This is a genomic window from Paenibacillus sp. RU5M, from assembly GCF_900221055.1.
Classification (GTDB): Bacteria; Bacillota; Bacilli; order Paenibacillales; family Paenibacillaceae; genus Paenibacillus; species Paenibacillus marchantiae.
In genome coordinates this window covers 26,661-53,544 of record NZ_OBQM01000016.1, presented here as the reverse complement: position 1 = coordinate 53,544, position 26,884 = coordinate 26,661, and the positions used below count along the sequence as shown (strand labels likewise).

The window sequence follows — 26,884 nt, the reverse complement described above, 5'->3', positions numbered from 1 at the left end:
CAGACAGGAGTGAACATTAAGATGCAACAGGATAAAACGTGGGGCAACCGGATCTTTGATATCCTCAATCATGGTTTTCTACTTTTGATCGGAATCGTGACCGTTATCCCGTTCATTTATATTTTGGCCGTCTCGTTTACGAGTCCGCATGAAGTGGCCAAGGGAGGATTCATTCTTTTTCCAAAAGAATTCTCCCTCGCCGCTTACCGTTACATCTTCTCTACAGACACATTGATTCGCAGTCTGGGTGTATCCATTTATATCACTGTAATCGGAACACTGCTTAACCTGTTGTTCACTTCGCTTATGGCGTATCCGCTTTCCAGAAGATACTTGCGTGGACGCCAGCCGATCTTGCTGGGTGTACTGTTCACCATGCTGTTCAGCGGTGGGATGATTCCAACCTACTTTGTCGTAAAATCATTGCACCTGACGGATACATTATGGTCTTTGATGCTGCCTACAGCGATTAGTGCGTTCAACCTGATCGTACTTAAGAACTTCTTCCAAGCCATTCCGGATGAACTGGAGGATGCCGCCAAAATCGATGGATGTAACGATGTGGGCGTATTGTTCCGTATTGTTCTGCCTTTGTCGATGCCAGCAATGGCTACATTCTCTCTCTTTTACGCGGTGGCTCATTGGAACAGCTTCTTCAACGCTGTCATTTATATCAACGATAGTGAAAAGTGGCCCGTACAAGTGTGGCTGCGTGAGATTGTCATCCTGGCTCAGAGCCGGATCGGGGATACCAGTATCGAAGAGACCGAGATTCAGCCGCTCACCATACGCATGGCCGTTATCGTGTTCTCCACGATTCCAATCATGCTGGTGTATCCATTCCTGCAAAAACACTTTGCCAAAGGAGTGATGCTGGGATCGGTAAAAGGTTGAAATTGCGCATGGTTGTACATCAAAACGGGTTCATGACTGTATAAAAAAGGGGAGGTTTTCGTTTGATGAAAGCAACAAAAAAGAAAGCCGTAGCTGTCTTGAGCACATTGGCATTGGTAACAGGCCTGCTGGCAGGATGCGGATCGGATGAAGGTCAGGCTGCCGAGGGCGGAGTGCAGAACGTGTCCATTGCAATAGCACAGGTGGGCGACGTACCGAGCAAAGGCAATGAGGTCCAGCAAAAGATTGAGGCGTATACGAACACCAAACTGGACATTCAGTGGATTCCGGCTTCGGCTTACAATGACAAAATCAATGTCATGATTGCATCCAGCGATATGCCCAAAATTGTGAAAGTACAGTATAACCCAACCGTAACCAGTGCGATGCGTAACGATGTATTCTGGGAAGTTGGACCTTTGCTGAAGGATTATAAAAATCTGTCTGCACAGAACGAGCGTTTCTTTGACAATATCAAGGTGGAAGGCAAAATCTACGGGGTACCCGTATTCTCTGATATTGCCCGTGCAACGGTGATTTACCGTAAAGACTGGTTTGATAAGTTGAATCTCAAGGTACCAACGACACCGGATGAATGGTATGAAACGATAAAGACGCTGGCGAACTCCGATCCGGATGGAGACGGTCAGGATAATACGTTTGGATTGATGCTTTTCAAAAAGTATAACGAGGATCAATATTCCTTCACTACACGTCTTGGCGTAAGTTTTGGTGCACCAAACAAGTGGAAGGTAGAAGATGACGGCAGTTTTACGCCGGAATTCATGACACCGGAATATATGCAGGTGCTGGATTTGCTGAAACGTTTGTATAGCGAGAAACTGCTGAATCAGGACTTTGCCGTATTTGACTCCACAGAAGCGGAGAAGAAATATGATACAGGTGTTGTCGGCATGCGTATCGGTGTCGCCCAGAACGGAAAGAGCCAACAAGAGCGTCTTTCTAAGAATGACCCGGATGGCGTAGTAGACATTGCAGGTTTGCTTGGCGTGAGTGGTGACCGTGTGGCAGGGCAGACGGGTAACTCCGGTATTCTGGCTTTTCCGAAAGCGACGGTGAAATCGGAAGACGAGTTGAAAAAACTGTTGTCTTTCCTGGATAAATTGATGGACCCGGAGATGGCGACGCTGCTGATGCGTGGTATTGAAGACAAACATTACAAGAAAGCTGGCGAGGACCAGGTGGAGATGAGTGACTTCGATGCATTCCAGCGTGAAGTGAAGCCATATCGTGATAACTTGCCTTACGTAGAAGGATACAATGTGCCGAAATTGAAAGATACCGAACTCGGTGAGAAGGGTACGGAACTTGCCAAAGAGCTGGCCGAACATGCTGTGCCAAACCCTGCATTAACCTTGTATTCGTCTACTTATGGCGACCGTGGGGCAGATCTGGATCAGATGATTGCAGATGCGCAGACCAAATATATTATGGGCAAAATCGATGAAAATGGCTGGAAACAGGAAATCGAGAATTGGGGCAATGCGGGCGGTACCAAAATTCGTGAGGAATATGCCGAAGACTACAAAAAACAGGCTAAATAAAAAGCCGGAAGCGGAGGAACATCATGAAAGAAACCCTGCAATTCACACCGGTACGGATGGCTGAACAGTTCATGGAAAGTTATCGCAATCATGAGTTATATCCGACCTGGCATTATGAAAATGGTTGTCTGCTGAAAGCGCTGGAAGAGCTGTACACCCATACCGGAGAACAGAAATATTTCGATTACATTCATGAACTAATGGATAACTTCATTCAAGAGGATGGCTCGATTCGCTCCTATGCAGTCGAGGAATATAACCTGGACCAGATTAACCAGGGGAAATCGCTGTTCCTATTGTTGGACAAAACGGGTGAAGAAAAGTACCGTAAAGCCGCGGATTTGCTCATGGTACAGCTTAAGGGACAGCCTCGTACGAGTGAAGGCGGATTCTGGCACAAGAAAATCTATCCGTTCCAGATGTGGCTGGATGGGCTGTATATGGCAACGCCGTTTCTCACGCAATATGGTGCGGTTACTGGCGAGGAGAAGTGGTTTGACAAGGCAGCATTACAGCTGCTGCTGGTGGAGAAACGTACACGTGATCCACGCAGTGGTCTGCTGTACCATGCCTGGGATGAGAGCAGGGAACAGCGCTGGAGCTCGGGAGAAACCGGATGCTCTCCGCATGTATGGAGCCGGGCGATGGGCTGGTATGTGATGGCGGTAGTGGATACATTGGATCATCTGCCTGTAGATCATGAGCAGCGGGGTCAGATTGTGGGGATTTTCGAACGTGTAGCGAATGCACTTGTACCTGTACAGGACCAACAGTCCGGGTTATGGCCTCATTTGCTCGATCAGCCGGGGCGTGAGCGTAATTATTTGGAGGCTTCGGGAACCTCAATGTTTGTGTATGCACTTGCGAAGGGCGTACTTAAGGGTTATCTGAGTGGAAAGTTTAAAGCGATCGCAGAAAAGGGGTATCAAGGTCTGCTGCTGCATCTGCTGCAAACGGACCGTGAAGGTGTATTGTCCCTGACGCAGTGTAACGGCGGAGCAGGGTTGGGGGGGACCCCGTATCGCGACGGGTCATACGAGTATTATGTAACTGAATCCATTCGGATTAATGATCCGAAATCGGTTGCTCCATTTATTTTGGCAGGAGTGGAGATAGAACTAGCGACACGCTAGTTCTTTTCTTCAGACTTATTTATGATAGCGCATTCATGGGGCGTTTTGCATCAATCCAAGGAGCGACTTCAAATCAGCACAATATAGATCGGAACGGTTCAGTCCGTCTATATTGTGTACCCGTAGCGATTTAATCAAATGAGGCAAAATGTGAACAATTTGGTTATCCAAAGGAGAGATGGTTCATGAGTCCAAAAGGTCGGATGTCCCGTTTAGGCGGATTGGTCGTGGTTGGTGCAATGTCCGCCGGGCTGCTTGCAGGCTGTGGGGGAGAAAAAGCGCCTGCGGCAGGGGAAGGCAAGCTTCCCATTTCGATTTCTTTGATGCAGGTTGGTGATGTGCCGGCCAAGGAGAATGGGATTGAACAAAAGATTGAGGAATATACGAATACGGATGTCAGTGTACAGTGGATTCCGCAGTCTGCTTTTGATGATAAAGTGAATGTCATGGTAGCTTCGGGCGAGATGCCGACCATCATGCGTGTGAATTATGTACCCACAACATTTAACGCAGCCAAAACGGGGCTGTTCTGGGAAATTGGACCCTATCTGAAGGATTATAAGAACCTGTCTGCCCAATCCGAGGCTTATTTTGACAATATCAAGATCGAAGGAAAGGTCTACGGGGTACCCAACTTCCGCGATATTGGGCGTACAGCCATGGTGTACCGCAAGGACTGGTTCGACAAGCTTAAGCTGGATGTACCAAAAACGCTGGATGACTGGTACGAAGTGATGCGCTCCATTCGCAAGGATGATCCTGATGGTAACGGCAAGGAAGATACGTATGGAACGGTACTATTCAAAAAGTACAACGAAGGAGTATCCTCTCCGCTGACACGGATCGCCGTAAGTATTGGTGGGGTGAACAAGTGGGGTGTGGACGATGCGGGTAAACTTACCCCTGAATTCCTGACCACAGAATATGTGGACACGATGAAGCTGTTCAAGCGTCTGTTCAGTGAGGGATTGATCAACAGTGACTTCCCAGCGCTGGACCCTTCTGATGCGGACAAAAAAATCGACTCCGGTCTTGTAGCTATGAAGCTGAACGGTGTTGCTCAGAACGGAAAGTCGTTTCAACAGCGGCTGACACCAAACGTGCCTGATGGCGAGATTGATGTGGCTCCGTTCCAAGGACCGGATGGCATTCGAATTGCCGGGGAACCAGGGAACTATGGCATGCTTGTCATTCCCAAAGCTTCCGTACCGGACGAAGAACAGTTAAAACAGGTGCTGACGTTCCTGGATCAACTGATGGACGAACCACTGAGTACGCTTCAGCTGCGTGGTCTGGAAGACGTGCACTATACGAAGACTTCGGATGGCAAAACCGAGTTCAAGGACTTCGACGGGTATCAGCGTGAAGTGAAGCCTTATCGTGACAATCTGCTAAGCATTGAAGGATATAACGTGCCTGAACTTGTCGATGTACCAATCGGTATGAAGGGCACGAAGATGGCACGTGAGAATGAGCAGTATGCTATTCCAAATCCGGCGCTGACCTTGTCTTCTGCCATCTATACTGAGCGAGGCCAGGAGCTGGACCAGATGATCTGGGATGCACAGACCAAATACATTATGGGCAAAATTGATGATGCTGGATGGGAGCAGGAAGTGGCGAACTGGAGAAAATCCGGTGGCGACCAGCTCATTTCCGAATTTGAAGCGTCTTATGCCCAGCTAAACGGGAAGTAATTTGAAGAACAAGTTGTGTTTTGCGTGAAATGACGTGAAGCATGGCTTGTTTTTTTATGTTCTTTTTCATCCCTAAGATTATGGTTAAGTGACAGAACGGGTATAAAAGGTAAGGAGCATTTGTTCACATTCATTTTATTGCTCATCGAGAGGGGAATATACAGCATGATTGATGACCATCACAAGTTAGACGTATTAAACGTAGTAGATACATACCAAGGAAGAGATCTGGGTGTCACGATGGAACCACAAGCCTGTAGTTTCAAAGTGTGGGCGCCTACCGCAGAGCAGGTAGATGTGCTGTTATCCCCGCCTTCAACAGGGGGAAGTCCCAATGAACAGAAGAATCAGGATGAACAGAAAGAAATACCAATGAACAAACAGGATCAGGGCATCTGGTCCCTGAAGCTCGAAGGTGAGTGGAACGGTTATCGTTATATGTACAGGGCAACCTTTGATGACGGAAGACAGGAGATTGCGGTTGATCCATATGCACGGGCTGTGACCATGAATGGAGAAATGGGAGTCATCGTCAGGCTCGAACAGACCCACCCGAATGGCTGGAATGAGGATATTCGTCCAGAACTGGCGAGCCCGGTAGATGCGATCTTATATGAGCTGCATGTGCGCGATTTCTCGATCCATGAGTCATCCGGCATGAGGCACAAAGGAAAGTATCTTGCTTTTACCGAGACAGGTTTGCACGATTCAAACGGGAATACACTGGGGATCGATCATTTGGCTGAGCTGGGAATTACTCATGTACATCTGCTACCGGTTTTTGATTTTGCGACAGTGGACGAATCGAAGGAAGATGACGGGACTTCCGATTGCTCACGTTATAACTGGGGCTATGATCCGCTCCACTACAACGTTCCAGAAGGTTCTTATGCATCCCGTGCAGATGAGCCGGAGACAAGAATTCGAGAGTTCAAATCGATGGTACTCGCCCTTCATGAGAAGGGGATCGGAGTCATTATGGATGTGGTGTACAATCATACGTTTGATACGGTAGCCAGTTCATTTGAGAAGCTTGTTCCAGGATATTACTACCGTCAGAATCCGGATGGCACGTACAGCAATGGATCTGGTACAGGCAATGAAGTGGCTACGGAGCGCCCGATGGTGCGCAAATTCATTATCGACTCCGTACGATACTGGGCAGAGGAATACCATGTGGACGGGTTTCGTTTTGACCTGATGGGTCTGATGGACACTGCAACGATGAAAGAGCTCGCAGCAGAACTGCATGCCAAAGTTTCTCCGTCCATCCTCTTATACGGTGAACCCTGGGGAGCGTTGGAATCACCCCTTGGGGATCAAATGACACTTAAGGGAGCACAGCGTAAAGCCGGATTTGCTGTATTTAACGATAACCTCCGTGGAACGATCAAAGGCGATAGTGATGGAGCGGGAACCGGATTTGCTACTGGAGCGGAGGGAAAGGAAGATGATATATGGACAGGCGTACGGGGAGCCATTACCGATTTTACGGATAACCCATCTGAAACAATTAATTATGTAACCGTACATGATAATCTCAACCTGTGGGACAAAGTCGCCCAGACACAAGGATTGCACGATACACTGGGATTTATCACATATAGTGAGGATGGTCGTGTGAAAGGCGGCGCCAACGTGGAAGAGGCTGTACAGCAGGCGAAGCCGTATTTGCACGTTGACCCCGATCGTATACTGGAGAACGAAACGGTCCGGCGTTGTCTACTTGCTAATGGCATCGTATTGACTTCCCAGGGGGTTCCTTTGCTTGCGGCTGGAGATGAATTTCTGCGAAGTAAATATGGTGATGCCAACAGTCATGAGAGTGGGGATTCAGTCAATGCCATTCGGTGGGAGCAAAAGCAGCAGTTTAAACCTGTTCATGATTATTATCGTGGTCTGATCCGTCTTCGATGCGAGCATCCTGCTTTTCGTCTTCGTAACCGGGAAGAGATTGAGCACCATGTTCGATTGCTTGAAAAAGGAAAAGGGCTGTTGGCCTATGAACTGGCAGGAACGGCTGTCGGAGATTCATGGGGACGGATAATCGTTATATATAATGCTTCCAAAGAAACCCGTACAACCTCCGTTCCTTCAGGTACATGGAATGTGGTCGTAGAGCAGGGGCAGGCTGGTACCGAGACGCTGCGTACGGCCAAGGATGGTCAGGTCAGCATTCCCGCTATATCCATGACGGTTATGTATTCAGGTGAATGAACGTTATTGCACCCTTTCTCCATTGTGGGACGAGGGTGTTTTGTTTTCTCCCGCCTTTTTTTCATCAGGACAGGTACAAATGCTGTCAATCTATGGCGCTTGTTTACATATGCTGTATCTTGAAAGCGATTGCTATGTAGATTTGCATCACATTCAATATGCTAATTGAAAGCCTCTGCTCAACCGATATGTTGAGTACAGACAACCCCGGGTTGACAAATGACGTCTCGCTCCGTAACATCGGGACAACACGAAATCAATGGATATAAAGGCGGTGGGAACGATGCCGGAATGGACATCTTTTCGTTATGAAGGCAACGATCTTGGCTTAACATATACGCGTACAGCAAGCACATTTAAGCTGTGGGCACCTACAGCTCAGCAGGTTTCTATACTCATTTTTGATGATGAGGGACATTATGATGCAAGTGGTAAAGTAACCGAACATGATGACGGACAGCAACGGTCGATGACCCGTGACCCGGATGGAATATGGAGTGTGCAGCTTGAAGGGGATTGGGCCGGACATTATTATATGTATCACATTACGCATGATCAGCATATTGCAGTGGCACCCGATCCTTACGCTCGTGCTGTATCGGCGAACGGACAGCGAACAGCCATAATTGACCTGGATACAACCAATCCAGTGGATTGGGAAGAGGATGTGAAGCCCGTATTTCTACGTCCGGCAGATGCAGTTCTATATGAATTACATGTGCGTGACTTCTCCTCCGACCCTCATGCCGATATTCCGTATAAGGGCAAATATTTGGCATTTACAGCTTCCGGGTTGACGGACAGAGGTGGCAACTCCATCGGTGTAGATCATCTTGTTGAACTCGGCATCACGCATGTGCATCTTCTGCCAGTAGCGGATTATCAGACGGTGGATGAATTGGCAGCGACAACGGACGCCGGTACGAATGCCAAATTGCCATACAACTGGGGATATGATCCGCAGCACTATAACGTGCCGGAGGGTTCCTATGCAACCAATCCGCGTGATCCTGCGGTTCGAATTCGGGAGTTCAAGGCTCTCATTCATTCCTTGCACCGACAAGGCATTCGTGTCGTGCTTGATGTGGTTTATAACCATACGTACAGCGTGGATGATGGACCTTTTGAACGAATTGTACCAAGTTATTATTATCGTTACCGTGAGGACGGCACATTGAGCAATGGCTCGGGTGTAGGCAATGAACTGGCTACAGAGCGCCCCATGGTGCGAAAATATATTTTGGACTCTCTCCTGTATTGGGCAGAGGAATATCATGTGGACGGGTTTCGCTTCGACCTCATGGGTCTGATTGATACAGACACGATGAACGAAGTGACCCGTGAGCTGAGAGAACAGATTGATTCGGCTTTTCTGATCTACGGGGAGCCATGGACAGGCGGAGATTCACCTCTGGATCGGAAAACGTTAAAAGGAACCCAGCGCGGTCAGGGATTTTCCGTTTTTAACGATCATTTCCGCAGTGCCATCAAAGGGGATAGTGATGGTATCGGCAAAGGTTTTGTTACAGGAGCAGACGGTAGGGAGTACGAAATTGCCATGGGTGTAGCTGGAGCGCTGGATGATTTCACATCTTCACCGGTGGAATCCGTCAATTATGTAACAGCACATGATAATCTCAACCTGTGGGACAAAATCGCAACAACGATGTACCTCAGGCATGATCTCGGTTACCCTGTATGGAGAGACGGGCAGCCCGTAGAAGGAGGCAGTGCGGAATCGGCGGTTAAAGCGGCGGACCCTTATCGTTATGTCGATGCGGATGATGTACTTGATCATGAGATGGTCCGTCGTTCCTTGCTCTCAACAGGGATTCTACTTACCTCACAGGGGATTCCATTTCTTCATGCAGGAGATGAGATGCTGAGATCCAAAGCAGGAGATCACAATAGTTATCGCAGCGGGGACGCCGTGAATACGATCACTTGGGCTAACAAAGCTCGATTCAGACCTGTTTTTGACTATTATCGCGGCCTGATTCATCTGCGCCGCACACATCCGGCCTTTCGCATGATTAACGCCGAACAGGTAAGGAATCATCTTCGCATGATGCGAGCAGAAGGAAATGTGGTTGCATTTACACTGGATCACGGAGCGAATCAGGATACCTGGAATCAGATCGTGGTGATTTACAACGGTACAGGTCAGCAGCAGCAAGTGAGTCTGCCGGAGGGTGACTGGCATATCGTGGTGAATGATCACCAGGCAGGTACAGATCTCATTGAGACGGTGAGCGGAACCGCAATGGTAGAACGATGGTCACTGATGGTAATGTACGACACGGAGTATGCTGGCGGTGCTGAACCCGCTGTGATTGAGATTCATTCGCCGCGTCTTGTTTACAGTGTCGGAGAGATTGCCGGTTTGCGAGCATCGGTCAGAGACCGTTTTGGTAATGTGGTGGAGAACGCATCTGTGAACTGGAGCTCTTCGAACCCACAGATTATTGCGATTCAATCCGATGGGACAATTCATACGGTGGAGACCGGAGAAGCCACGATTAGCGTCCAATGTGGCACGATTACCACAGAGTGTACGCTGCAGGTTGATTACCTCCATCCGGAACGAATTGAAATTATCGGGGAATCCGTGATGTACACAACACGTGTCAGTCGATTCCGCGCCTTGGTTCTGGATCAATTCGGCCAGCCTTTGCAAGGTATGAATATACGGTGGAGCTCGTCTCATCTGGATCATGCAGCGGTTAGTACAGCAGGCATTGTGCGTGCTTTAACACCAGGATCTACCCAGATTATCGCGGAGGCTGGAGGGATTAAGGCATCGCTGAATATCAAAATCCACAAACCAATTTCGCGAATAGTGACTCTCCGATATGAACGGGAAGATCAGCATTATGAGGGATGGGATGTCTGGGTATGGGGCACAGGCATGGAGGACGGAGCGGTCTCCTTTGAGCGAGTAGGCAATGCAGCAGAAGCCCGTTTTCGGGTGGCTGCAGGACTGCATCATCTGGGCTTAATCATTCGGCTGAATGAATGGGAAGCCAAAGATACCTGCGGAGACCGTTATGTTGATATCGGACCTGAAGACGGCGATGTGCACATTATCGTTCACAGTGGGTCGGATCAGATGCAGGTTATCCGTGAAAGTGATGTAGAGGATGATCGTAACAGCGCATAGCTGGTCAGGTTATAACTTCATACAAATGGTTGAAAAATATAGGCTTAACAAGCGGTCGGAAGGTATTCCGGCTGCTTTTTTGTTCATCAGAAAGAACCATTTTCACCCGAAAAATAAAAAAACTGCACATGTCAGTGTTTGAGATGGTCTTTCATTGGGGTAAATATAGATATGGCCCCAGATTCGGCCACGCACGAAAAGGCCATTCTGGTCTAAGAGAGAAGCTTACGGCTTCCTAACAAATATGAAGTAAGGATCCCTTGAAGGAGGATGTTCAATCATGAAATCCAACGGAAAAATGGCTCAACTTACGGCAACACCAAGAACTGAAAAGAAAGGTGCAGCATTGCGCCTGTTAAGACAAGGCGGACGTGTTCCGGCTGTCGTTTATGGCCCGGGATTAGAAGGTGCCGCGATACATGTAGATGAAAAAGAAGTGCTGAAAGTAGCACGTACAGGTCGCTCCGAGATGTTCAACCTCAATCTTGAGGGTGGCAAAACGGTTCCAGTGCTGATCAAGGATCAGCAGGAACGTAACGGACGTCTGCTGCACGTGGACTTCCTGCAAATTTCGAAGAACAAGCCGATCAGCGTTAGTGTATCGATCGACTTCCAGGGTACCGCAGCCGGCTCCAAGGCAGGCGGTGTGTTCCAGACACAGGAAACTCAACTGGAGGTCGAAGGACTTCCGGCTGATCTGCCAACCTCCATTGAGGTGGATGTTAGCGGACTGGAAATTGGTGATCGTTTGACAGCTGGAGATATCAAGCTCGAAAAAGGTCTGACTCTGGTGACGTCAGGTGATTCCATCATCGCTTCCGTGATGCCGCCACAAGCGGCTGAGGAAGAGCCTACGGCTTCTGCTGATGAAGCAGCACCGGCAGCACCAGAAGAACCAGCTAAAGAAGAATAGGGAGTCAGAATATTTATTATTCTGTATCTCAACCAAGCCCGGTCATCACGACCGGGCTTTTTTATATTGGAAATGGACAAGTGGAGTCGCTGGAGATGCGCGATAATGAATGTCGTTTTGACTTATGACAGATGGCTACATAGTCGAGCTATTCGGTATGATAACGTTGCCTGTTTGCGTGAAACAGCGTTACAGTATACTATGATTCGGAGCAGCAACAATACACTTTGGAATAATTTGCACAAGAAAGCAGGTTTCGCAACATGTTTGATCCGACGATTTATGACAATTTGAAAGTAGGCTTCGAAAATTACCTATATGATCTCGATAATTTGGATGAACTTATTTCCATAACAGATCGGAAGGATCAGCTTGAGATGGCTCGTATGTCCAGAGAGTTCGTGCTGCAATTCTGCCTGAGAGATTGTCCTGAGGTAACTGGCGAAGTGGTACTGAGCACATCGCTTGAGGATCTCGCGGCTGAGATTTTGGAGACACCAGGTGGTCCATCAGGTTGCCGTTTGCGGCTGCGGTTCAGAATGGTTGTTAAGGAGCCTGAGACTCAATGTCCGGCGATTAGCCCCATATTACAAGAGAGCTGGCCGGAACAACGAAAATTGCAGCATATTCATTATATATTTGAAGATCAGCCAGCAACTTACGCCGTCACTGCTGAAATACATTTTGACCGTAGTGTGAATGAAGATCAGATGGGAGATATCCCTGATCTGTGCGACCATATGGTCAATGTGATGACTAAATTATTGCAATTGCACAAATAACCAAGCGAAAAAGTCTTGTCTCTGCTCAAAGAGACAAGACTTTTTTTATTTTTTTTTGAATGCCAAATAGGCTATCAGGCGTAGGTATAAGGACTTGAGGTTAATATTTTACGCAAGCAAGTAAGAGAATGTATATTTAATAAGCCGAATAAGTGCGATTGAACTATATACATAAGGTGAAATTGCGAAAGTGAGTTTGGGACTAAAGATTTAGTACCGGACTAAAGGAACTAGTTTTCCTTGCCGATAAAATATCGAAGGGGAGAAACTACATGACAGAGAAATTAATTCGTCTTCTGCGTATACTTCAGGCTATACAAGCGAATCCCGGAATTTCCGCCAAAGAATTGGCGTTGAAATGCGGTACCACTGTGCGCACGATTTATCGCGATCTCCGAATTTTGGACAGGGTTGCCCCTATCATGAATGAAGGTTATGGCAAGGGATATCGGTTCATTGGTGAATTTGCCATGTATCCTCTGGATTTTACCGAACAGGAAGCGATGGTATTCTCGATGCTTCCATCCGTGGTGGATACTTCGCAACTCCCGGCTGAATTTGATTCAGCCTTTGACAAGGTGATGACAGCTCATACCAAAATGAAATCGAGAAACAGTGACATTGTAGAAAATATTGCAGGCATTATTCGTATGGGTACACCTGCATACCGGGAAGAAGGGAAGTATCCCAACTTGCTTATTCCAGTCATTGAAGCCATTCTGGATCAACAAACGATTCGAACCCAATATCATACGCTTACGAAAAATGAAATAACGGTCCGCGACATTGACCCCTATTACCTCATTCCGCGCGATCAGCGTTTCTACTTGATTGGTTATTGCCACTTGCTGAAGAAAGTACGTTTGTTTCGGATCAGTCGCTTTCTGGACGTTATCCAGACCAATACCCATTTTGTTATGGGTGATTTCAACATAACGCAGTTCATGAAAAATACGTGGTCCATTGATCGTGGGGATAAACTGATTCATTTTAAAGTAAGGTTCAGTAAAGAGGTGGCCCCCTACATAAAAGAAGAAGAAATGTTTGTTCGTCCACGAATGACTGATTTGCCTGATGGCGGATTGTTATTTGAAGTAACGTTGAACAGTAGTCGTGAATTCCTGAAATGGTTATATCAATTTGGCCCCGAAGCGGAGGTTCTTGAACCCCGCGAATATCGTAAAGAAATTCGTAAACAACTCATAGAGTGGATGAAGCATTATGCGGAAGATCAATAATTTCAACCCTTCTAAATTCAAAAAAATGTGTAAAAGGAGCTTTTTCGATGAGTACCAAATTATTTGCAGCCATGTATGGAATGGAACATTATCATGGTGTAGAAGCTTTAAATGTAGGCGATATCCTGTTTCTGGTCAAAGACCCCGACAATCGGGTGGACTCTCGAGCCATCAAGGTAGTGGTTCCACCCATTGGGACGGTTGGATATATTGTTAATAATCCGCTGCTCGCTCCTCATGGTTGCTGGACAGGCTCGGGAATCTATGATGCTTTCCGCCAACAAACCTGCGCTAAAGTAAGGTTTGCCATGAAAGATATGATTATTGTGGAGTTAATTGAAATGATGTACGTTCCTGTTCCGCATATGGATAGTTTTATTGCAGACTGGCAGTCACGTGAAAAAGCCTAACGAAATCACAAGCTTATACAAGATTTATCCGCGGATGAGTCTTGTATAAGCTGCTTCAAGATGCATGGCTGTCCGGGCCCAACTGAACTGTTCAACTGCACTGGCACGGCCAGCTTCTCCAAGCGAACGAGCGAGAGAAGGATTGTCTGCGAGTTTAGACAGGTAAGCAGCGAAACTTCGGGGATTGTGATACTGTCTCACAAGGTATCCATTACTCCCCGATACAATGATTTCACGAATGCCTCCATTGTCTGAAGCAATGACGGGTAGTCCTGAAGCCATAGCTTCAACATTAACCAGCCCGAAGGCCTCATGTTGTTGGGAAGGGCACACTAGACAGTCCACAGCCCTGTACAAACGGTCAATACGTTCATGAGCGATCTGACCTCGGAAGGCGGCATCCACCTTTAATTTTCGGGCAAGCTGTCGCAGCTTGCGGACGTAAACTGGAGGTCCTTTCCCTGCAATGATCAGTTGTACGGATACCTGCTGCTGAATAAGAGCTACGGCACGAATCAATATGTCCACACCTTTGCCGGGAATCAGTCGGCCTACATACAGAATGGAGAATGGCCCTGTAATACCAAACTGCTTCCGCAGAAGCTGCTGCTCTCCTTTAGCTGCAGGCAAAAAGCGGCTTAGGTCTGCGCCAAGTGGTACAACACCCATCCGTCGTTTCAAGGATGGAAATCGGCGACCCAGCCTTTGTCTGAGAGATTGACTGTTGACGGCAATCCAGTTCGCTTTTTTTAACAGCGCTAATCTTGCAGGACCTGGTTGTGCAAAAGTTAACGAGTGAAGATAGAGCACCACAGGTAACGAAGGGAAGGCGCGTTTAATTGCAGCCATACTATGAGGTCTGTTGTCTACCTGGATCAAATCGAAGGGCTGAATTTTCAGAAAACGGATCACTGCCCTTGTGTACTCGCTGGGACTGGTTGCTGGTACACGACGGATCGTAATGCCATCTAATTGCTCTGTGATGGCAAGGCCGGGCATCTGACGACTTAAGATCGTCACCTGGTGACGGAGTGCAAGTTCGCGAGCAATGCCGAGGAGGCAGATTTCGACTGATCCGTTACCTGGGACTGGCAATTTTTCAGGCGCTATCAGGGCTATTTTCATCATCAACAGGCTCCTCCTTGTCCATATTCGTAACAATCTACTTTGGTCATATATCCTATGTGCATCGGGTGGATTTGGCTCCTGTGGAACTACGCGTGAGGGGAAATTGCGTTTTTGTGATATACTGTACGGGATGCAGTGAAATCGTTGCGCGTATTTAGAAGCAGGAGGAAAAAAATGTTACATTCAACACTCAGCCGCTTTCGACTGCTGTTGTGGTTGCAGGGGCTTTCATATGTGCTGTTGTTATTTGTTGCTTTTCCATTAAGGGAATCAGGAATCATGCCTCAGGCAGTCACGTGGTTTGGCAACATCTATGGCTTTTTATTTCTGATGTATTTATTATTTATGGTGAGTCTTTATACCACGCAAAAATGGCGTTTACGTCGTCCAATTGCTTTGTTTTTTGTCTCATTTATCCCGCTAGGCAATTTCATCTATGATTTGCTGGTCTTTCGCAAGCTGGACCGTAGTCAGTCAAATAAAGCTTGACTTTGCTTATCGTTATGAATATGATGAGAACAGATTATTGAACCTGTTTCAACTTAAAACTAAATATTCCTGATGTTAAAGGGGAGTAGCTTTCACAGTAAAGTCGTCAGTTCGGGATTATATCCCCGGCTTTATTGGCAGCAATTTTGTTGTTAGCGAGACCTTTACCAAGTTTTCATACTGGGTAAAGGTCTCTTTTTGTGAATAAAAAGGACCTTACCAGTAATGGTAAAGGTCCTTTTTTTTGTACATCATAAGGATACTAAGGAGGAGTCAATTTTGGATTTGTCATTATTATTGGAGTATGGGTGGGTTCTCGTCGTATTAGTAGTCCTGGAGGGATTGCTTGCAGCGGATAATGCATTGGTTCTTGCCATTATGGTTAAGCATTTACCTGATGATAAACGCAAAAAGGCGTTATTTTATGGTTTGATGGGAGCGTTTATTTTCCGATTGGGTTCGTTGTTCCTGATCTCGTTCCTCGTGGACGTATGGCAGGTTCAAGCGATTGGTGCCCTGTACCTGTTGTACATCTCCATTAACCACATTGTCAAAAAGGTGTTGGGTAGCCGAAACAAAACAGATGAAGCGGCTGATTCCGCTCCCAAAAAACAAAAAAAACAATCTGGTTTCTGGATGACTGTATTCAAGGTGGAAGTGGCAGATATCGCGTTCGCGGTCGATTCCATTCTCGCAGCTGTGGCGCTGGCTGTTGCCTTGCCGCCAAGTGGTCTTCCTCCGATCGGTGGACTTGACGGTGGCCAGTTTATCGTCATCTTCCTCGGCGGATTTATCGGTCTCGTCATCATGAGATTTGCGGCTTCCTTCTTCGTTAAGTTGCTTCATTCCCGTCCAGGGCTTGAAGTTGCAGCCTTCGTTATCGTCGGCTGGGTTGGGGTTAAGTTGGCTGTTATTACACTTGCACACCCTTCACTGGGCGTTCTGGATGAGCATTTCCCGGAAAATAAAATTTGGAAATTTGGATTCTACATTGTGCTGATTACGATTGCAGTATGCGGTTGGTTCCTGTCTTCCAAGGTGCCTGAAAAAGAAGATGAAAATCCTGTGGAAGAATTGGAAAAACAAGCAGGGAAATGATAAGATGCAAATTCAAATCTGTCAAAACATGTACCATCAATAATCGATATCTAATCTCATGATATGCATGAGTAAGCAGGGTCTGTTCCTTACAGACCCTGCTTTTTTTATATAAGTTATTGGCACGAAGTTAAATCTAATGCATATGAAAAATAGGGAATTTTCCAAGAAAAGGGTTGACACATCGAAACGAGTCCGCTTAATATAAACATAATATTAATGAAGGGAGGCCGAGAGATATGATGGTTGGTTATGATTTGAAATTCACAAAGACACTACGAAGCACAGACACAATTGTATATCCAGTTCATCGTCTCTTTGGCCTCATACGGGCGACATAGGGGAAGATGCATATCGTTTATCCTTGGAACGTTATTAATCGATATGCTACTCTCGGCGTATATAGCAATGGAGAACAGATGCGGCATGTTCATGCTGCTTTTGTTTTCTGTTATTGTCATGAAGAAGTCACGGGCGAACTGTCCGTGGCTTCTTTTTTGTTGTACTGACTATGGATATGAATTCGGAATAACGTTAGGTTCAATTTTGAAATGAACCGAATTAGCTGAACGTATAGGAAGGAATAATAAACATTTATGAATACACAACCTAATTTATTTACGACTCAAAATGAACTCACAGGTGGCTACCGACATGAAGTCAAATTGCCTGCTGGGGACTTAACGGTATATGCGGCACAACAACTATTCTCGTCATTGGACTATAAGGTGTTCGAGATGGCGAACAACAATCTTCAAATCCCGGGCATTTCCTATATGAGCTATACGCCTGACGTGCATGTCGGTGTAGGCACCTGCATCGGTACAACGGCGGTATGGGATGCCAAGAGTGGCTATGTATCTCCATCCATCGTAGGCAGTGATATCGGCTGTGGCATGCGGGTGCATATGACCAATTTGCATAAGGACGACCTGAAGGATGTGAAGCTGCGCCGTAAACTCGTGAAAGCCATTGAGAAAGTGCTGCCGATGGAGGCAAATCAGCGCGGTCATTACTCGGATATTCGTTTGGAGCATATTGTGCGAAAGGGTCTGCATGGATTACCTAAAAAATATATCCCGGACAGCTATACACCCAAAAAATCAACTTCCATCACTCATGTAGAGAGCAGCAAATTTGCCTTTGATGAGGAAGTGTTGAATCTGGTACCGGATATGACTTGGCATCGGGCTCATCGCCAGTTAGGAACTTTGGGTGGAGGCAATCATTTTGCCGAGATTCAAACGATTGAGATTGCGGAGGAAAATCGGGAGATTGCGGAAGCCTGGGGTCTGTACGATGGACAAATTGTTGTCATGATTCATTCCGGTTCCCGGGCTTGGGGTGGGTATGTAAGCCAAACTAGTTCATCAGCGATTGCGAAAGTGATGCAGCGAAATGGTCTGGGGACATCCGATCCAAGACTGGTTTTTGCTCCGCTTGAACATGCGGAAGGTCTCCATTACGTCAATATGATGTATTCTGCACTGAATTATGCTGTGGTGAACCGCCATCTGATTGCTTATGCAATTCGCGAAGCTTTTCGGGATGTGTTTGGTCCAAAATGCGAATTTCGAACCCTCTATGATCTGATGCACAATTATGCATGGGAGGAATCGCACTCGGATCAAGGTTCCGTTTTTGTACACCGCAAAGGAGCTACACGTGCATTACCTGCTGGTCATCCGGATAATCCGAAGCCATATCTGGCAACAGGTCATCCCGCGCTTATACCCGGTTCAATGGGGACGGCTTCGTATATCATGGTAGGTCAACCCGAGGGGAAGGATAACTATTATTCGATTTGTCATGGGGCAGGACGCATTCGTTCGCGTACAGCAACGAAGCGCCTGGTTACCGTGGAGGATTTTGCCTCGGCGCTGGGTGTGGGAACTGAAGATGAGATTGTGGTGAACCAGCGTTCGCTTGAATCGATTCTTGATGAATCGCCGCAAGCTTATAAAAATGTCGATGAAATTATTGATAGTGTTACCGGCGCAGGTCTGGCTCAAGTTGTAGCCAAATGTAAACCACTTGCCGCTGTGAAGGGAGCTAAGTAATGACGATAGAGAAAGAACAATTGAATCATAATAGAGTCATCTATTCCTATGAGGAGCAACAAGACAGTCAAATCCGAAACGAAGGCTATGCCATATATGCCCGCTTGATTCGCGGCATCATTGAAGCGCTTGGCAATCGATACGGCGTTCGTTATGAACTCTATGCAAGTGATGATCCAAACAGTGAATACTGGGATCTGCTAAAAGAAGATCTGCAAAGCAACAGTACGGAAGTGGAATTGGTTGCCCGGATTTTCGAAGATCTGGAGCTGCGTACACTGCATTATGAGGATGATGGAGATGCACCAACCTATGGGGTGCATTATTCGATTCGCAACAATGTATTTGCCTATCCGCAGTGGGGCGTGGCTCTCGTCCGCATTCCTTTCTTCCGGGAGAATGGGATATACAATGAGGATTTTGTTTTTGCTACAGGAGAAGAGGAATTGAAGCAATTTCTGGGCAGTGTAAGGGAACGGGAACGGCAGCAAAATATGAAAAAAGTCACGGTGTACACGGATGCTCGCAATGGCAGTGATCGTCATGTGGAATCCATTACCCGCTCTGTGGGGCGGGATGAGGTCGTGCTTTCTCCGCAAATTAAACAGGATATTTTCCGTTCGTTGGACCAGTTTTTCGAGGCAGATCGTTCCTTTTATCGGGACTATGATATTCCTTACAAACGTGGCATCCTGCTGTACGGCCATCCTGGAAACGGAAAAACGACCCTCGTGAAATCCATTGCGGGAAGCATTCCGGGGCCTGCGGCATATTGGCAAATTACCGAATACACAAACAGTGAATCGGTACGTGAAGTGTTCGAAGCAGCCAAACGTTTGGCTCCCATGGTACTAATTATTGAGGATATCGATTCCATGCCGGATGAAGTTCGTTCCTTTTTCCTGAATACATTGGATGGGGCAACGTCCAAAGAGGGCATTTTCCTAATTGGCACCACGAATTATCCGGAGAAAATAGACCCAGGGCTCATGAACCGTGCCGGTCGGTTTGATCGGGCTTATGAAATACCGCTACCGGACGAAGGGCTGCGCCTGCAATATTTGAACCAACGCGGCTTTGATGTCTTCGCAGGGGAAGAAGGTACGCTGGAAGCTGCACGATTGACGGATACCTTTTCTCTTGCTCAACTTGGAGAGCTGTATGTCAGCGCAGCGCTGGAATGGCACCAGAATGGCCAGACAGACATTGTGCAGATCATTCAGTCGATGCGAGGAGAGTTGGACAAGAGCCATAAACATAACTGGCTGGCTCAGCCAGGTAAAGGCCGTGCAGGTTTTTATTAATCGAATATAACCATTAAAATATTCTCACCTCAATTGGTTATACTAAGGCTGTCTGAATCAACATACAATGACTTTTGGGAGGTACATAACGCAGTCTTGAACTGTGTAAGATGCCCGGAAGTGACGCAATCTGTTTATAATGCCTTGTTATAGGCTGTAGAACAGAGAAAAGGGCATATGAACAAAAGGTAATATACAACAATTTTCATGCCAATTGTTTAAATGCTTCTGTAGCGGTTAATAGTAGACAGACAACAACAAAAACTTTAATTAGAGGTGAATGATATGGGTTGGTTATGGTCATTAATTATCGGTGGTATCATTGGATGGTTGGCAGGTCTGATTGTTGGTCGTGACATTCCCGGCGGCGTTATCGGTAACATCATTGCCGGTTTTATCGGCGGATGGTTAGGTGGAGTAATCCTGGGAGATATGGGTCCAGAAATGGGCGGATTCTACATAGTACCGGCATTAATCGGTGCCATCGTACTTGTAGCAATCGTGAGCTTGATCTTCCGTTCTATGGGCCGAAGCCGCGGGTAACGAATTCAAGAATTCTTGAATATACAGTTAGTCGGCAACACGCACTTTGAATAACTGTTGATATAACAGATGCTTCTGAAGAGGTTGATGGAAGTCCACGGACGTGGCTTTCCATCAACCTCTTTTTGTTTTAAGATATAGGTACAACAGAAAGGGATGAGTGTGCATGGAAAAAGCTACATTTGCCGGCGGATGCTTCTGGTGTATGGTTACACCATTTGAAGAGCAACCAGGCATTCATGGTATTGTATCAGGCTATACCGGCGGTCACGTCGATAATCCAACATATGAGCAGGTCAAAACCGGGGAGACCGGTCATGTCGAGGTCGTTGAAATCACGTTTGATCCAGAGGTGTTTCCGTATGAACGTCTGCTGGAGCTATATTGGCCCCAGACGGACCCAACCGATGATGGAGGGCAATTTCAGGATCGTGGAAGTCAGTACCGGACAGCGATCTTTGTCCATAATGAACGTCAACGTGAGCTCGCAGAGCAGTCCAAGCAGGAACTGGCAGCAAGCGGGCGGTTCAATCAACCGATTGTGACGGAGATTCGGGATGCAGTTGTGTTCTATCCGGCAGAAGATTACCACCAGGATTACCACAAGAAAAATGAGAAGCATTACAAAGAAGACCGTGCGGAATCCGGACGGGATGAATTTATTGAAGAAAACTGGAATAAATAATTAAGTTCATTAGATTAGCCAAATTGCATCAGATCTTATTGAAAAAGCCGGGAGAGTTCCAACAGGAACTTCCCCAGCTTTTTTTGATTGTTCAATGATTAAGAGAATGTTATCTCAATGGCTACAGAACTTATCTACGTTCTCTGCGTTGATGGGAGAACTCCCCTTTGCCAATCAAGAGTAGGGTGAAAAGGTGAACGATACTATTATAACAGTTTGCCCAGAGAGGAAAAACAAGAGGGGGACTCTACATCGTTGTGTGAAATAACAGAACGCCCTGTTAACCGTTAGTCGGTCAACCAGAGCGCTCCATTTACTATTTAGCTGAGGCTGTCTTCAATACATACTTGGATAATGCATCGTCATTGATCTGATAAATAATATGATCGTTGTACGTTGAATACCCATCGAGCAATCCAGGAGAGGATGCAAACGTATATTCATGTACTGTATCCAATGTTTGCGGATCGAGAATATAACCTTTTTTGGCGAAATCAAGTTTATACTGCCCGTCCTGTGTACGATCAACCTGCATGAGAATAGGCTGCTCTTCCTTAAATGTACGTTCAGTCACTTGGCCTTTCATGGTGTACAGCTCCAGCTTTTGGCCTGTAAACAGAGTGTAACTGTTGCCTGCGGTCTGAACATAGGCATCACCGGCAATAGCACGGCCCCAGGCGAGTTTGCCATCGGTGCCAAAGCCCATCAGCTTGTTACCCGTGTTGGCAAAATTGGCACGCATGATCACGGAGCCATCTTCCAGAATGGCCAGTGATTCACCGCCACCGTCACCCAGAGTGTTGGCATTGCTCGGGAACTGATAGAAGGAAAGACGATTCAGCGTACGATCGTAAATCTCCACTTTGGGATTAGCGGCCTGCTGCCAGAAGCTGCCCACTTTGGTTTGTTTGCTGGCATCGACTACGATTCGATCACTGCCTGCTTTGAGTACAGCACCGTTGATTGTTTTTTCCGTAATCAGTTTTCCCTTTTTGTCATACAGCGAGATGGCTGAACGAACGGAACCGTTCGATTGAACACCAGGGCTCGAAGCGATCAATAACGTATCGTCGTCCAGAAGGTACATGGATGATGAATTACTCATGTTTTTGACCCAGTTGGTTTTGCCGGAAGTATTGAACGAGTATACCTTTTTGGTTCCATCCGAATATTCCATATATACGTAAGCTGTGCCGTTGCTGGTATATAGCGAATTGGAGTAGGTTGTATAAGGCCCACTTTTCTCATGGAAAATAACGTTCCATTTCAATTGTCCGGTCGTGGCATCCAGCGCCTGAAGCGAATCCAACTGCCAATCCAGCTTCGTATTGCTGCTTGTTTTGGTTACGGGCTGGGAAGAATGCACATACACCAGATTTTTCGCAGGTACTGCGTTCACTTCGTTGACGATAACGTCTTTCTCCGTATTCACTTGCGTGAGAGAGAGAGAAGATGATGTCCATGAAGGCTTAGGCAAGGGTGCATTTTGTTCTGCGGCCGCGTAGCTTGGTGTATGCAGGCTGAAGAGGAGCGTGCCACTGAGAAGAAGCGCAGCCCATGTTTTGGACTTTCGTTTGTTGGATGTATGCAAGTTATAAACCACCTTTCTTCGATTCAAAATAGAACCGATTGTTGAATTCTACCATTTCACACATGTGAAATTCAACCTGAGTGTCTGTAACCTTTTATGATTGAGGTGTAATATTAATGTTGTTTGGAGAATTTCGAGGGTTACAGGGAATTCATCTTCTTTCTGTTACGAGAGAAGTCTGCTATATTTAGTCGGGTGACGAGGGCTAAGAGGGAGATTAGCCTGACAGATTAGAGGAACGACAAGGAGAACAGACATGAACTGGAATGAAAATATGACCACTGTGGGTATAGGCGTTATCGTCCTTTTACTGCTCATTGCCTGGATCATTCGCCGTGTAATTCGGCGAGGGCAGCGCATACGAAGTGAGGCCAATCCGCGTAAGATTACGATTAAGGATATCGATAAAATGCAGGATGGATCGGAATTTGAACTGTACCTGTATCATTTATTCCAACAACTCGGTTATGCCGAAGTACATAAGACCACAAGCAGCCGTGATTTTGGTGCGGACCTTGTATTTGTGGATAGAGCAGGCAGACGTAATGTCATTCAGGCCAAGCGTTACGGAGCAAATCATCCGGTTGGACTCAGCGCAGTACAGGAGATTTACACGTCCATGCGTTATTATGAAGCAGATCGATCCATCGTTCTCACCTCAGCCAGATATACGGAAGCATGCCGGACGCTGGCAGCGGTCAACGGGGTGAAGCTGCTGGACCGTGAAGATCTGATGGACCTGATCATGCTGTTTAAATCCAGAAGAATGGAAGAAGCACTGGAATTGATTGAGGAAGACGATCAGGAACCTGTGGAAACATGGCAATCACGGCGAAAAAGAGTTCCACGTTAATCACCTTCACTTGTCTGCCTGCACATGATATATTGAGTGCATACCAACCAAGGGAGTGTGTTCAATTATCATGGCACGTACACAAACGCAAAAAGTATTGCGCAAAGCAGAGCGGTCAGGACAGTGGTGTCCAGAGCAAAGTCGGAGAGTAAACGGAGATTATGGAGCGTTATCCCAGCATGTTCGACTCATGCCCACGAAACAGGAAAAATTGCAAAAGGTCAAACACAAGAAGCGGACCCAGGATGGTGGTGCTTCTTTTTATTTTGTCTGTGATGTGCGGAGTGCTGCATAAGCATCAAAATTTTAAAAAAAGCTCTTCCTTCGATTGGTATGACATCCCTTGGACTGTTAAAATCAATGTATATCTTTTGAATTGGATCAATTATAGCTATACATCCTCCTATCTTCGATGAAGGGAAGAATTCTACATATGACAACAGCGCTTCGCATGGATAAAAAAATCGTTCGGCGTTTTTTGCTGCAGACGCAATCTTTATTGGGACGTTGGCCCGCCGTTTCCTTGCCTTCGGGTCCTGAACAGGTGATGCAACTGATTCGCTCCCTTGGCTGCGTGCAGATTGATCCTGTCGCTGCCGTAACCGGAAATCAGCATTTGGTGCTGGGCGCTCGTGATCCGGGCTATACCTCCGAATATTTACATACGTTGTTGAGTGATCATAAAGTGTTCGAATATTTTGCAAATGCCGCATGTGTTATTCCGATCGAAGATTATGCGATGTTCGAACCTGTACGTGCTCGATTAAGGGATCGTCTGGCTCCGTCATTGGAAGGGCTGGGAAACACGGTGCAGCATGTGCTAAAACGTTTGGAAGAAGAGGGGCCGTTACCCTCCAGAGCTTTTCGTGCCGTCGAACGGGTAAGCGGATATTGGGACAATGCGGATGTACCGAAAACGAAGGATACTACGCTAGCGTTAAACTTGCTGCTGGATTCGGCTGCCATTCGTGTCGTCGCAAGGCAGGGCAATGAACGTTATTTTCATATTACTGAATCTGGATTGTTGGAGCAGGGCGAATCCACGACAGCGGAAATCGACTCTTTGACTCAAAGGCAAGCTTTGATGGACAAATACATATATGCTTATCGGGTCGTGGACGTGCGAGATCCACGATTGGGCTGGATGAAATCCACCGCTGCTGAACGTCGGAATGATATGGCTGCACGAGTCGCAGATGGTTGCATGATCCCGCTGGAGGTAGAGGACGTTTCGACGCCTTATTATATCCGTGCAGAAGATGAAGATTTGTTGCGTGAGATGGAAAGGGAAGAAATGCATTATGATCCATCAGGTCCGGTACGATTCCTGCCTCCACTGGACAACCTGCTGTGGAGACGGGAACGGATTGTGGATTTATTTGATTTCCATTATAAGTGGGAGATATACACACCAGAGGTGAAACGAACTTACGGATATTATGCCATGCCCATTCTTCACGGCGATCGGCTGATTGGACGTATGGATCCGCGACTCGATCGCAAAACGGGCGTGCTAACGGTTCGGTTGTTATCGATGGAAGAGACTGCTCCGCCTGTGGAGGAATGGATCGCGGATTTTCGGGAGGGACTCCAGTTCTTTGCAACGATGCATGGAGCGCGATCCATCACGGTAGAGAAGACGGAGCCGAAGGGGTTGAAAAAGCAACTCAAGTCGATCTTATAGAATCGGTAGACGTCAAAAAGGGAGCGAAAGCTCGCTCCCCTAAGGCTGAATTTGGACCTGTAATAAGCTTGTTACGCCAGTCCCACAGCAATATTGCTTTTCAATTAACGCAGATGTGGTACTTCAACATTTGGATCAACATCTGCTTCATAATCCACGCCGTCGGTTTCGAAACCGAACAGTTGGAAGAACTCCTGACGGTATCCTACCAAATCGGACAGATCGTAGATATTGTCGGTGGTCAGCTCGTTCCAGAGCTTCGCCACTTCTTCCTGAACATCCGCTCTCATCTCCCAATCGTCAATACGAATACGCCCTGCTTCATCGGTCGGAACTTCTCCTCCCGCATAGAGGCGATCAGCGAACAAGCGTTGCAATTGCTCGATGCAGCCTTCATGCAAGCCTTTTTCCTTCATGACTTTGTACAATGCAGAGATATACAACGGCACCACTGGAATTGCGGAGCTTGACTGGGTTACCAGCGCTTTGGCTACGGTTAGGTAAGCACGTCCGCCCTTTGCACTCAGACGATCATTCAGCTTGTGGGCTGTCGCTTCTAGATGGTTTTTGGCCTGACCGATGGAACCATCACGATAGATCGCATGTGTAAGTTCAGGACCGATGTAAGAGAAGGCAATGGTTGTTGCATTGTCGGCGAGTACGCCACCTTGTTGCAAGGCATCCATCCACAGTTCCCAATCATCTCCGCCCATCACGGTCACGGTCTGGCGAATTTCTTCTTCGGTTGCCGGATCAAGCGTAATGGAAGTCACTTCTCCCGTATGGAAATTGACTGTTTTGTTCGTGTACGATTGTCCAATCGGTTTGAGCACGGAGTTGAATACTTCACCAGTATTCGGATCGGTACGGCGTGCCGACGCTACGCTGTAGACAACCAGATCAACCTGACCGAGTTCACTGCGAATCAGTTCAACGGCCTTTTCTCTTGTTTCATTGGCAAAGGCATCACCTGTGATGCTGTATGATTTCAGTCCTGCCTCTTCCGCAGCTTTCTCAAATGCAGCGGAGTTGTACCAGCCTGCTGAAGCCGTACGTTTTTCAGTGGCACTGCTTGGGCGGTAAATGCCGATGGTGTTGGCTCCGGCACCAAATGCGGATACGACGCGCGAAGCAAGTCCATATCCAGTGGAAGCTCCGATAACGAGTACGTTCCGCGGTCCGTTCAATTGCGGTTGGGATTTTACATAATCAATTTGTTCCTGCACTTGTGCAGCACAGCCTACAGGATGGGAAGTTGTACAAATAAAACCACGTGTTCTTGGTTTAATAATCATTCATTTGCATCCTTTCATATTCAACTCTGGTTCATCATTAATGGATAATGCTCTGGTACATACCTCCTTATTGTAAAACAATTGCCTCCGAAACGGAAACCGTTTCGATGGATTTGGCTAAAAGACGGTATCCGGCTTCGCATCC

General features: G+C 46.9%; 22 protein-coding genes. 19 read left to right on the top strand and 3 right to left on the bottom strand.

All coding sequences use genetic code 11. The features are described from left to right. Positions 1–21 precede the first annotated feature (21 nt). From CRO25_RS29615 to CRO25_RS29570, 10 genes are all read left to right on the top strand, one after another. On the top strand, positions 22–894 hold the full coding sequence (locus CRO25_RS29615) for a carbohydrate ABC transporter permease (protein WP_024633116.1): 873 nt from the start codon (positions 22–24) through the stop codon (positions 892–894). Between the two features lie 65 nt (positions 895–959). Next, positions 960–2,459, top strand: a complete 1,500-nt coding sequence (locus CRO25_RS29610; RefSeq protein WP_079697437.1) for an extracellular solute-binding protein — start codon at positions 960–962, stop codon at positions 2,457–2,459. A 23-nt stretch (positions 2,460–2,482) separates the two neighbouring features. Beyond that, the gene (locus tag CRO25_RS29605) at positions 2,483–3,592 is read left to right on the top strand and encodes a glycoside hydrolase family 105 protein (RefSeq protein WP_079697436.1); all 1,110 of its coding nucleotides are present in this window, start codon (positions 2,483–2,485) and stop codon (positions 3,590–3,592) included. Between the two features lie 185 nt (positions 3,593–3,777). Beyond that, positions 3,778–5,289 (top strand): extracellular solute-binding protein, encoded by a 1,512-nt coding sequence (locus tag CRO25_RS29600; RefSeq protein WP_079697435.1) that lies wholly within the window; start codon positions 3,778–3,780, stop codon positions 5,287–5,289. Between the two features lie 165 nt (positions 5,290–5,454). Next, the gene (gene pulA / locus CRO25_RS29595; RefSeq protein ID WP_079697434.1) at positions 5,455–7,506 is read left to right on the top strand and encodes a type I pullulanase; all 2,052 of its coding nucleotides are present in this window, start codon (positions 5,455–5,457) and stop codon (positions 7,504–7,506) included. Positions 7,507–7,789: 283 nt separating this feature from the next. Further along, a complete protein-coding gene (pulA, locus tag CRO25_RS29590) occupies positions 7,790–10,666 on the top strand; it encodes a type I pullulanase (RefSeq protein ID WP_079697433.1) in 2,877 nt (958 codons plus the stop codon). Between the two features lie 280 nt (positions 10,667–10,946). After that, positions 10,947–11,579 (top strand): 50S ribosomal protein L25, encoded by a 633-nt coding sequence (locus CRO25_RS29585; protein ID WP_063566894.1) that lies wholly within the window; start codon positions 10,947–10,949, stop codon positions 11,577–11,579. A gap of 263 nt (positions 11,580–11,842) precedes the next feature. Further along, positions 11,843–12,361, top strand: a complete 519-nt coding sequence (locus tag CRO25_RS29580) for a hypothetical protein (protein WP_079697432.1) — start codon at positions 11,843–11,845, stop codon at positions 12,359–12,361. A gap of 272 nt (positions 12,362–12,633) precedes the next feature. Then, positions 12,634–13,599 carry a YafY family protein gene (locus CRO25_RS29575; RefSeq protein ID WP_079697431.1) on the top strand — a complete coding sequence of 322 codons (966 nt, stop codon included), beginning with the start codon at positions 12,634–12,636 and terminating at the stop codon, positions 13,597–13,599. Positions 13,600–13,646: 47 nt separating this feature from the next. After that, positions 13,647–14,009 carry an HIRAN domain-containing protein gene (locus CRO25_RS29570; RefSeq protein WP_063566897.1) on the top strand — a complete coding sequence of 121 codons (363 nt, stop codon included), beginning with the start codon at positions 13,647–13,649 and terminating at the stop codon, positions 14,007–14,009. Positions 14,010–14,033: 24 nt separating this feature from the next. Here the strand turns inward: CRO25_RS29570 and CRO25_RS29565 are convergent, their stop codons facing one another. Beyond that, positions 14,034–15,137, bottom strand: a complete 1,104-nt coding sequence (locus CRO25_RS29565) for a glycosyltransferase family 4 protein (RefSeq protein ID WP_256863785.1) — start codon at positions 15,135–15,137, stop codon at positions 14,034–14,036. A gap of 174 nt (positions 15,138–15,311) precedes the next feature. On the opposite strand from CRO25_RS29565, the gene CRO25_RS29560 reads away from it, so the two are divergent. From CRO25_RS29560 to msrA, 6 genes are all read left to right on the top strand, one after another. Further along, positions 15,312–15,626, top strand: coding sequence for a DUF3817 domain-containing protein (locus tag CRO25_RS29560; protein WP_064635903.1), 315 nt, complete (start codon positions 15,312–15,314; stop codon positions 15,624–15,626). Positions 15,627–15,905: 279 nt separating this feature from the next. Next, entirely contained in the window at positions 15,906–16,724 is an 819-nt protein-coding gene (locus tag CRO25_RS29555) for a TerC family protein (protein ID WP_079697430.1), read from the top strand. Between the two features lie 596 nt (positions 16,725–17,320). Continuing rightward, positions 17,321–18,784 carry an RtcB family protein gene (locus CRO25_RS29550; RefSeq protein ID WP_079697429.1) on the top strand — a complete coding sequence of 488 codons (1,464 nt, stop codon included), beginning with the start codon at positions 17,321–17,323 and terminating at the stop codon, positions 18,782–18,784. Then, the gene (locus CRO25_RS29545; protein ID WP_079697428.1) at positions 18,784–20,088 is read left to right on the top strand and encodes an AAA family ATPase; all 1,305 of its coding nucleotides are present in this window, start codon (positions 18,784–18,786) and stop codon (positions 20,086–20,088) included. The genes CRO25_RS29550 and CRO25_RS29545 overlap by 1 nt, the downstream gene beginning before the upstream one ends. Positions 20,089–20,373: 285 nt before the next feature. After that, positions 20,374–20,631: a GlsB/YeaQ/YmgE family stress response membrane protein gene (locus tag CRO25_RS29540; protein ID WP_017686880.1), complete on the top strand. Its 258-nt coding sequence runs from the start codon at positions 20,374–20,376 to the stop codon at positions 20,629–20,631. A gap of 166 nt (positions 20,632–20,797) precedes the next feature. Further along, a complete protein-coding gene (gene msrA, locus CRO25_RS29535) occupies positions 20,798–21,316 on the top strand; it encodes a peptide-methionine (S)-S-oxide reductase MsrA (protein WP_072734724.1) in 519 nt (172 codons plus the stop codon). A gap of 316 nt (positions 21,317–21,632) precedes the next feature. On the opposite strand, the gene CRO25_RS29530 is transcribed toward msrA, so the two are convergent. Next, positions 21,633–22,907: a hypothetical protein gene (locus CRO25_RS29530; RefSeq protein WP_079697427.1), complete on the bottom strand. Its 1,275-nt coding sequence runs from the start codon at positions 22,905–22,907 to the stop codon at positions 21,633–21,635. A gap of 256 nt (positions 22,908–23,163) precedes the next feature. Here CRO25_RS29530 and CRO25_RS29525 point away from each other — a divergent pair, with 256 nt between their 5' ends. The 3 genes from CRO25_RS29525 (at position 23,164) to CRO25_RS29515 (ending at position 25,444) form a co-directional block, all read left to right on the top strand. After that, complete coding sequence (locus tag CRO25_RS29525; RefSeq protein WP_063565251.1) at positions 23,164–23,760, top strand: restriction endonuclease; 597 nt, start codon at positions 23,164–23,166, stop codon at positions 23,758–23,760. A 70-nt stretch (positions 23,761–23,830) separates the two neighbouring features. Continuing rightward, positions 23,831–24,055, top strand: a complete 225-nt coding sequence (locus CRO25_RS29520) for a hypothetical protein (protein ID WP_072734723.1) — start codon at positions 23,831–23,833, stop codon at positions 24,053–24,055. 138 nt (positions 24,056–24,193) lie between these two features. After that, on the top strand, positions 24,194–25,444 hold the full coding sequence (locus tag CRO25_RS29515) for a DNA glycosylase AlkZ-like family protein (protein WP_079697426.1): 1,251 nt from the start codon (positions 24,194–24,196) through the stop codon (positions 25,442–25,444). Between the two features lie 104 nt (positions 25,445–25,548). Here CRO25_RS29515 and fabV read toward each other — a convergent pair whose 3' ends face one another. Then, positions 25,549–26,739: an enoyl-ACP reductase FabV gene (gene fabV, locus CRO25_RS29510; protein ID WP_079697425.1), complete on the bottom strand. Its 1,191-nt coding sequence runs from the start codon at positions 26,737–26,739 to the stop codon at positions 25,549–25,551. Positions 26,740–26,884: the final 145 nt, after the last annotated feature.

Bases quoted from the DNA above. Each gene is read 5' to 3' on its own strand.
- CRO25_RS29615 (WP_024633116.1), top strand. From the start codon at position 22: ATGCAACAGGATAAAACGTGGGGCAACCGGATCTTTGATATCCTCAAT.
- CRO25_RS29610 (WP_079697437.1), top strand. From the start codon at position 960: ATGAAAGCAACAAAAAAGAAAGCCGTAGCTGTCTTGAGCACATTGGCA.
- CRO25_RS29605 (WP_079697436.1), top strand. From the start codon at position 2,483: ATGAAAGAAACCCTGCAATTCACACCGGTACGGATGGCTGAACAGTTC.
- CRO25_RS29600 (WP_079697435.1), top strand. From the start codon at position 3,778: ATGAGTCCAAAAGGTCGGATGTCCCGTTTAGGCGGATTGGTCGTGGTT.
- pulA (WP_079697434.1), top strand. From the start codon at position 5,455: ATGATTGATGACCATCACAAGTTAGACGTATTAAACGTAGTAGATACA.
- pulA (WP_079697433.1), top strand. From the start codon at position 7,790: ATGCCGGAATGGACATCTTTTCGTTATGAAGGCAACGATCTTGGCTTA.
- CRO25_RS29585 (WP_063566894.1), top strand. From the start codon at position 10,947: ATGAAATCCAACGGAAAAATGGCTCAACTTACGGCAACACCAAGAACT.
- CRO25_RS29580 (WP_079697432.1), top strand. From the start codon at position 11,843: ATGTTTGATCCGACGATTTATGACAATTTGAAAGTAGGCTTCGAAAAT.
- CRO25_RS29575 (WP_079697431.1), top strand. From the start codon at position 12,634: ATGACAGAGAAATTAATTCGTCTTCTGCGTATACTTCAGGCTATACAA.
- CRO25_RS29570 (WP_063566897.1), top strand. From the start codon at position 13,647: ATGAGTACCAAATTATTTGCAGCCATGTATGGAATGGAACATTATCAT.
- CRO25_RS29565 (WP_256863785.1), bottom strand. From the start codon at position 15,137: ATGATGAAAATAGCCCTGATAGCGCCTGAAAAATTGCCAGTCCCAGGT.
- CRO25_RS29560 (WP_064635903.1), top strand. From the start codon at position 15,312: ATGTTACATTCAACACTCAGCCGCTTTCGACTGCTGTTGTGGTTGCAG.
- CRO25_RS29550 (WP_079697429.1), top strand. From the start codon at position 17,321: ATGAATACACAACCTAATTTATTTACGACTCAAAATGAACTCACAGGT.
- CRO25_RS29545 (WP_079697428.1), top strand. From the start codon at position 18,784: ATGACGATAGAGAAAGAACAATTGAATCATAATAGAGTCATCTATTCC.
- CRO25_RS29540 (WP_017686880.1), top strand. From the start codon at position 20,374: ATGGGTTGGTTATGGTCATTAATTATCGGTGGTATCATTGGATGGTTG.
- msrA (WP_072734724.1), top strand. From the start codon at position 20,798: ATGGAAAAAGCTACATTTGCCGGCGGATGCTTCTGGTGTATGGTTACA.
- CRO25_RS29525 (WP_063565251.1), top strand. From the start codon at position 23,164: ATGAACTGGAATGAAAATATGACCACTGTGGGTATAGGCGTTATCGTC.
- CRO25_RS29520 (WP_072734723.1), top strand. From the start codon at position 23,831: ATGGCACGTACACAAACGCAAAAAGTATTGCGCAAAGCAGAGCGGTCA.
- CRO25_RS29515 (WP_079697426.1), top strand. From the start codon at position 24,194: ATGACAACAGCGCTTCGCATGGATAAAAAAATCGTTCGGCGTTTTTTG.
- fabV (WP_079697425.1), bottom strand. From the start codon at position 26,739: ATGATTATTAAACCAAGAACACGTGGTTTTATTTGTACAACTTCCCAT.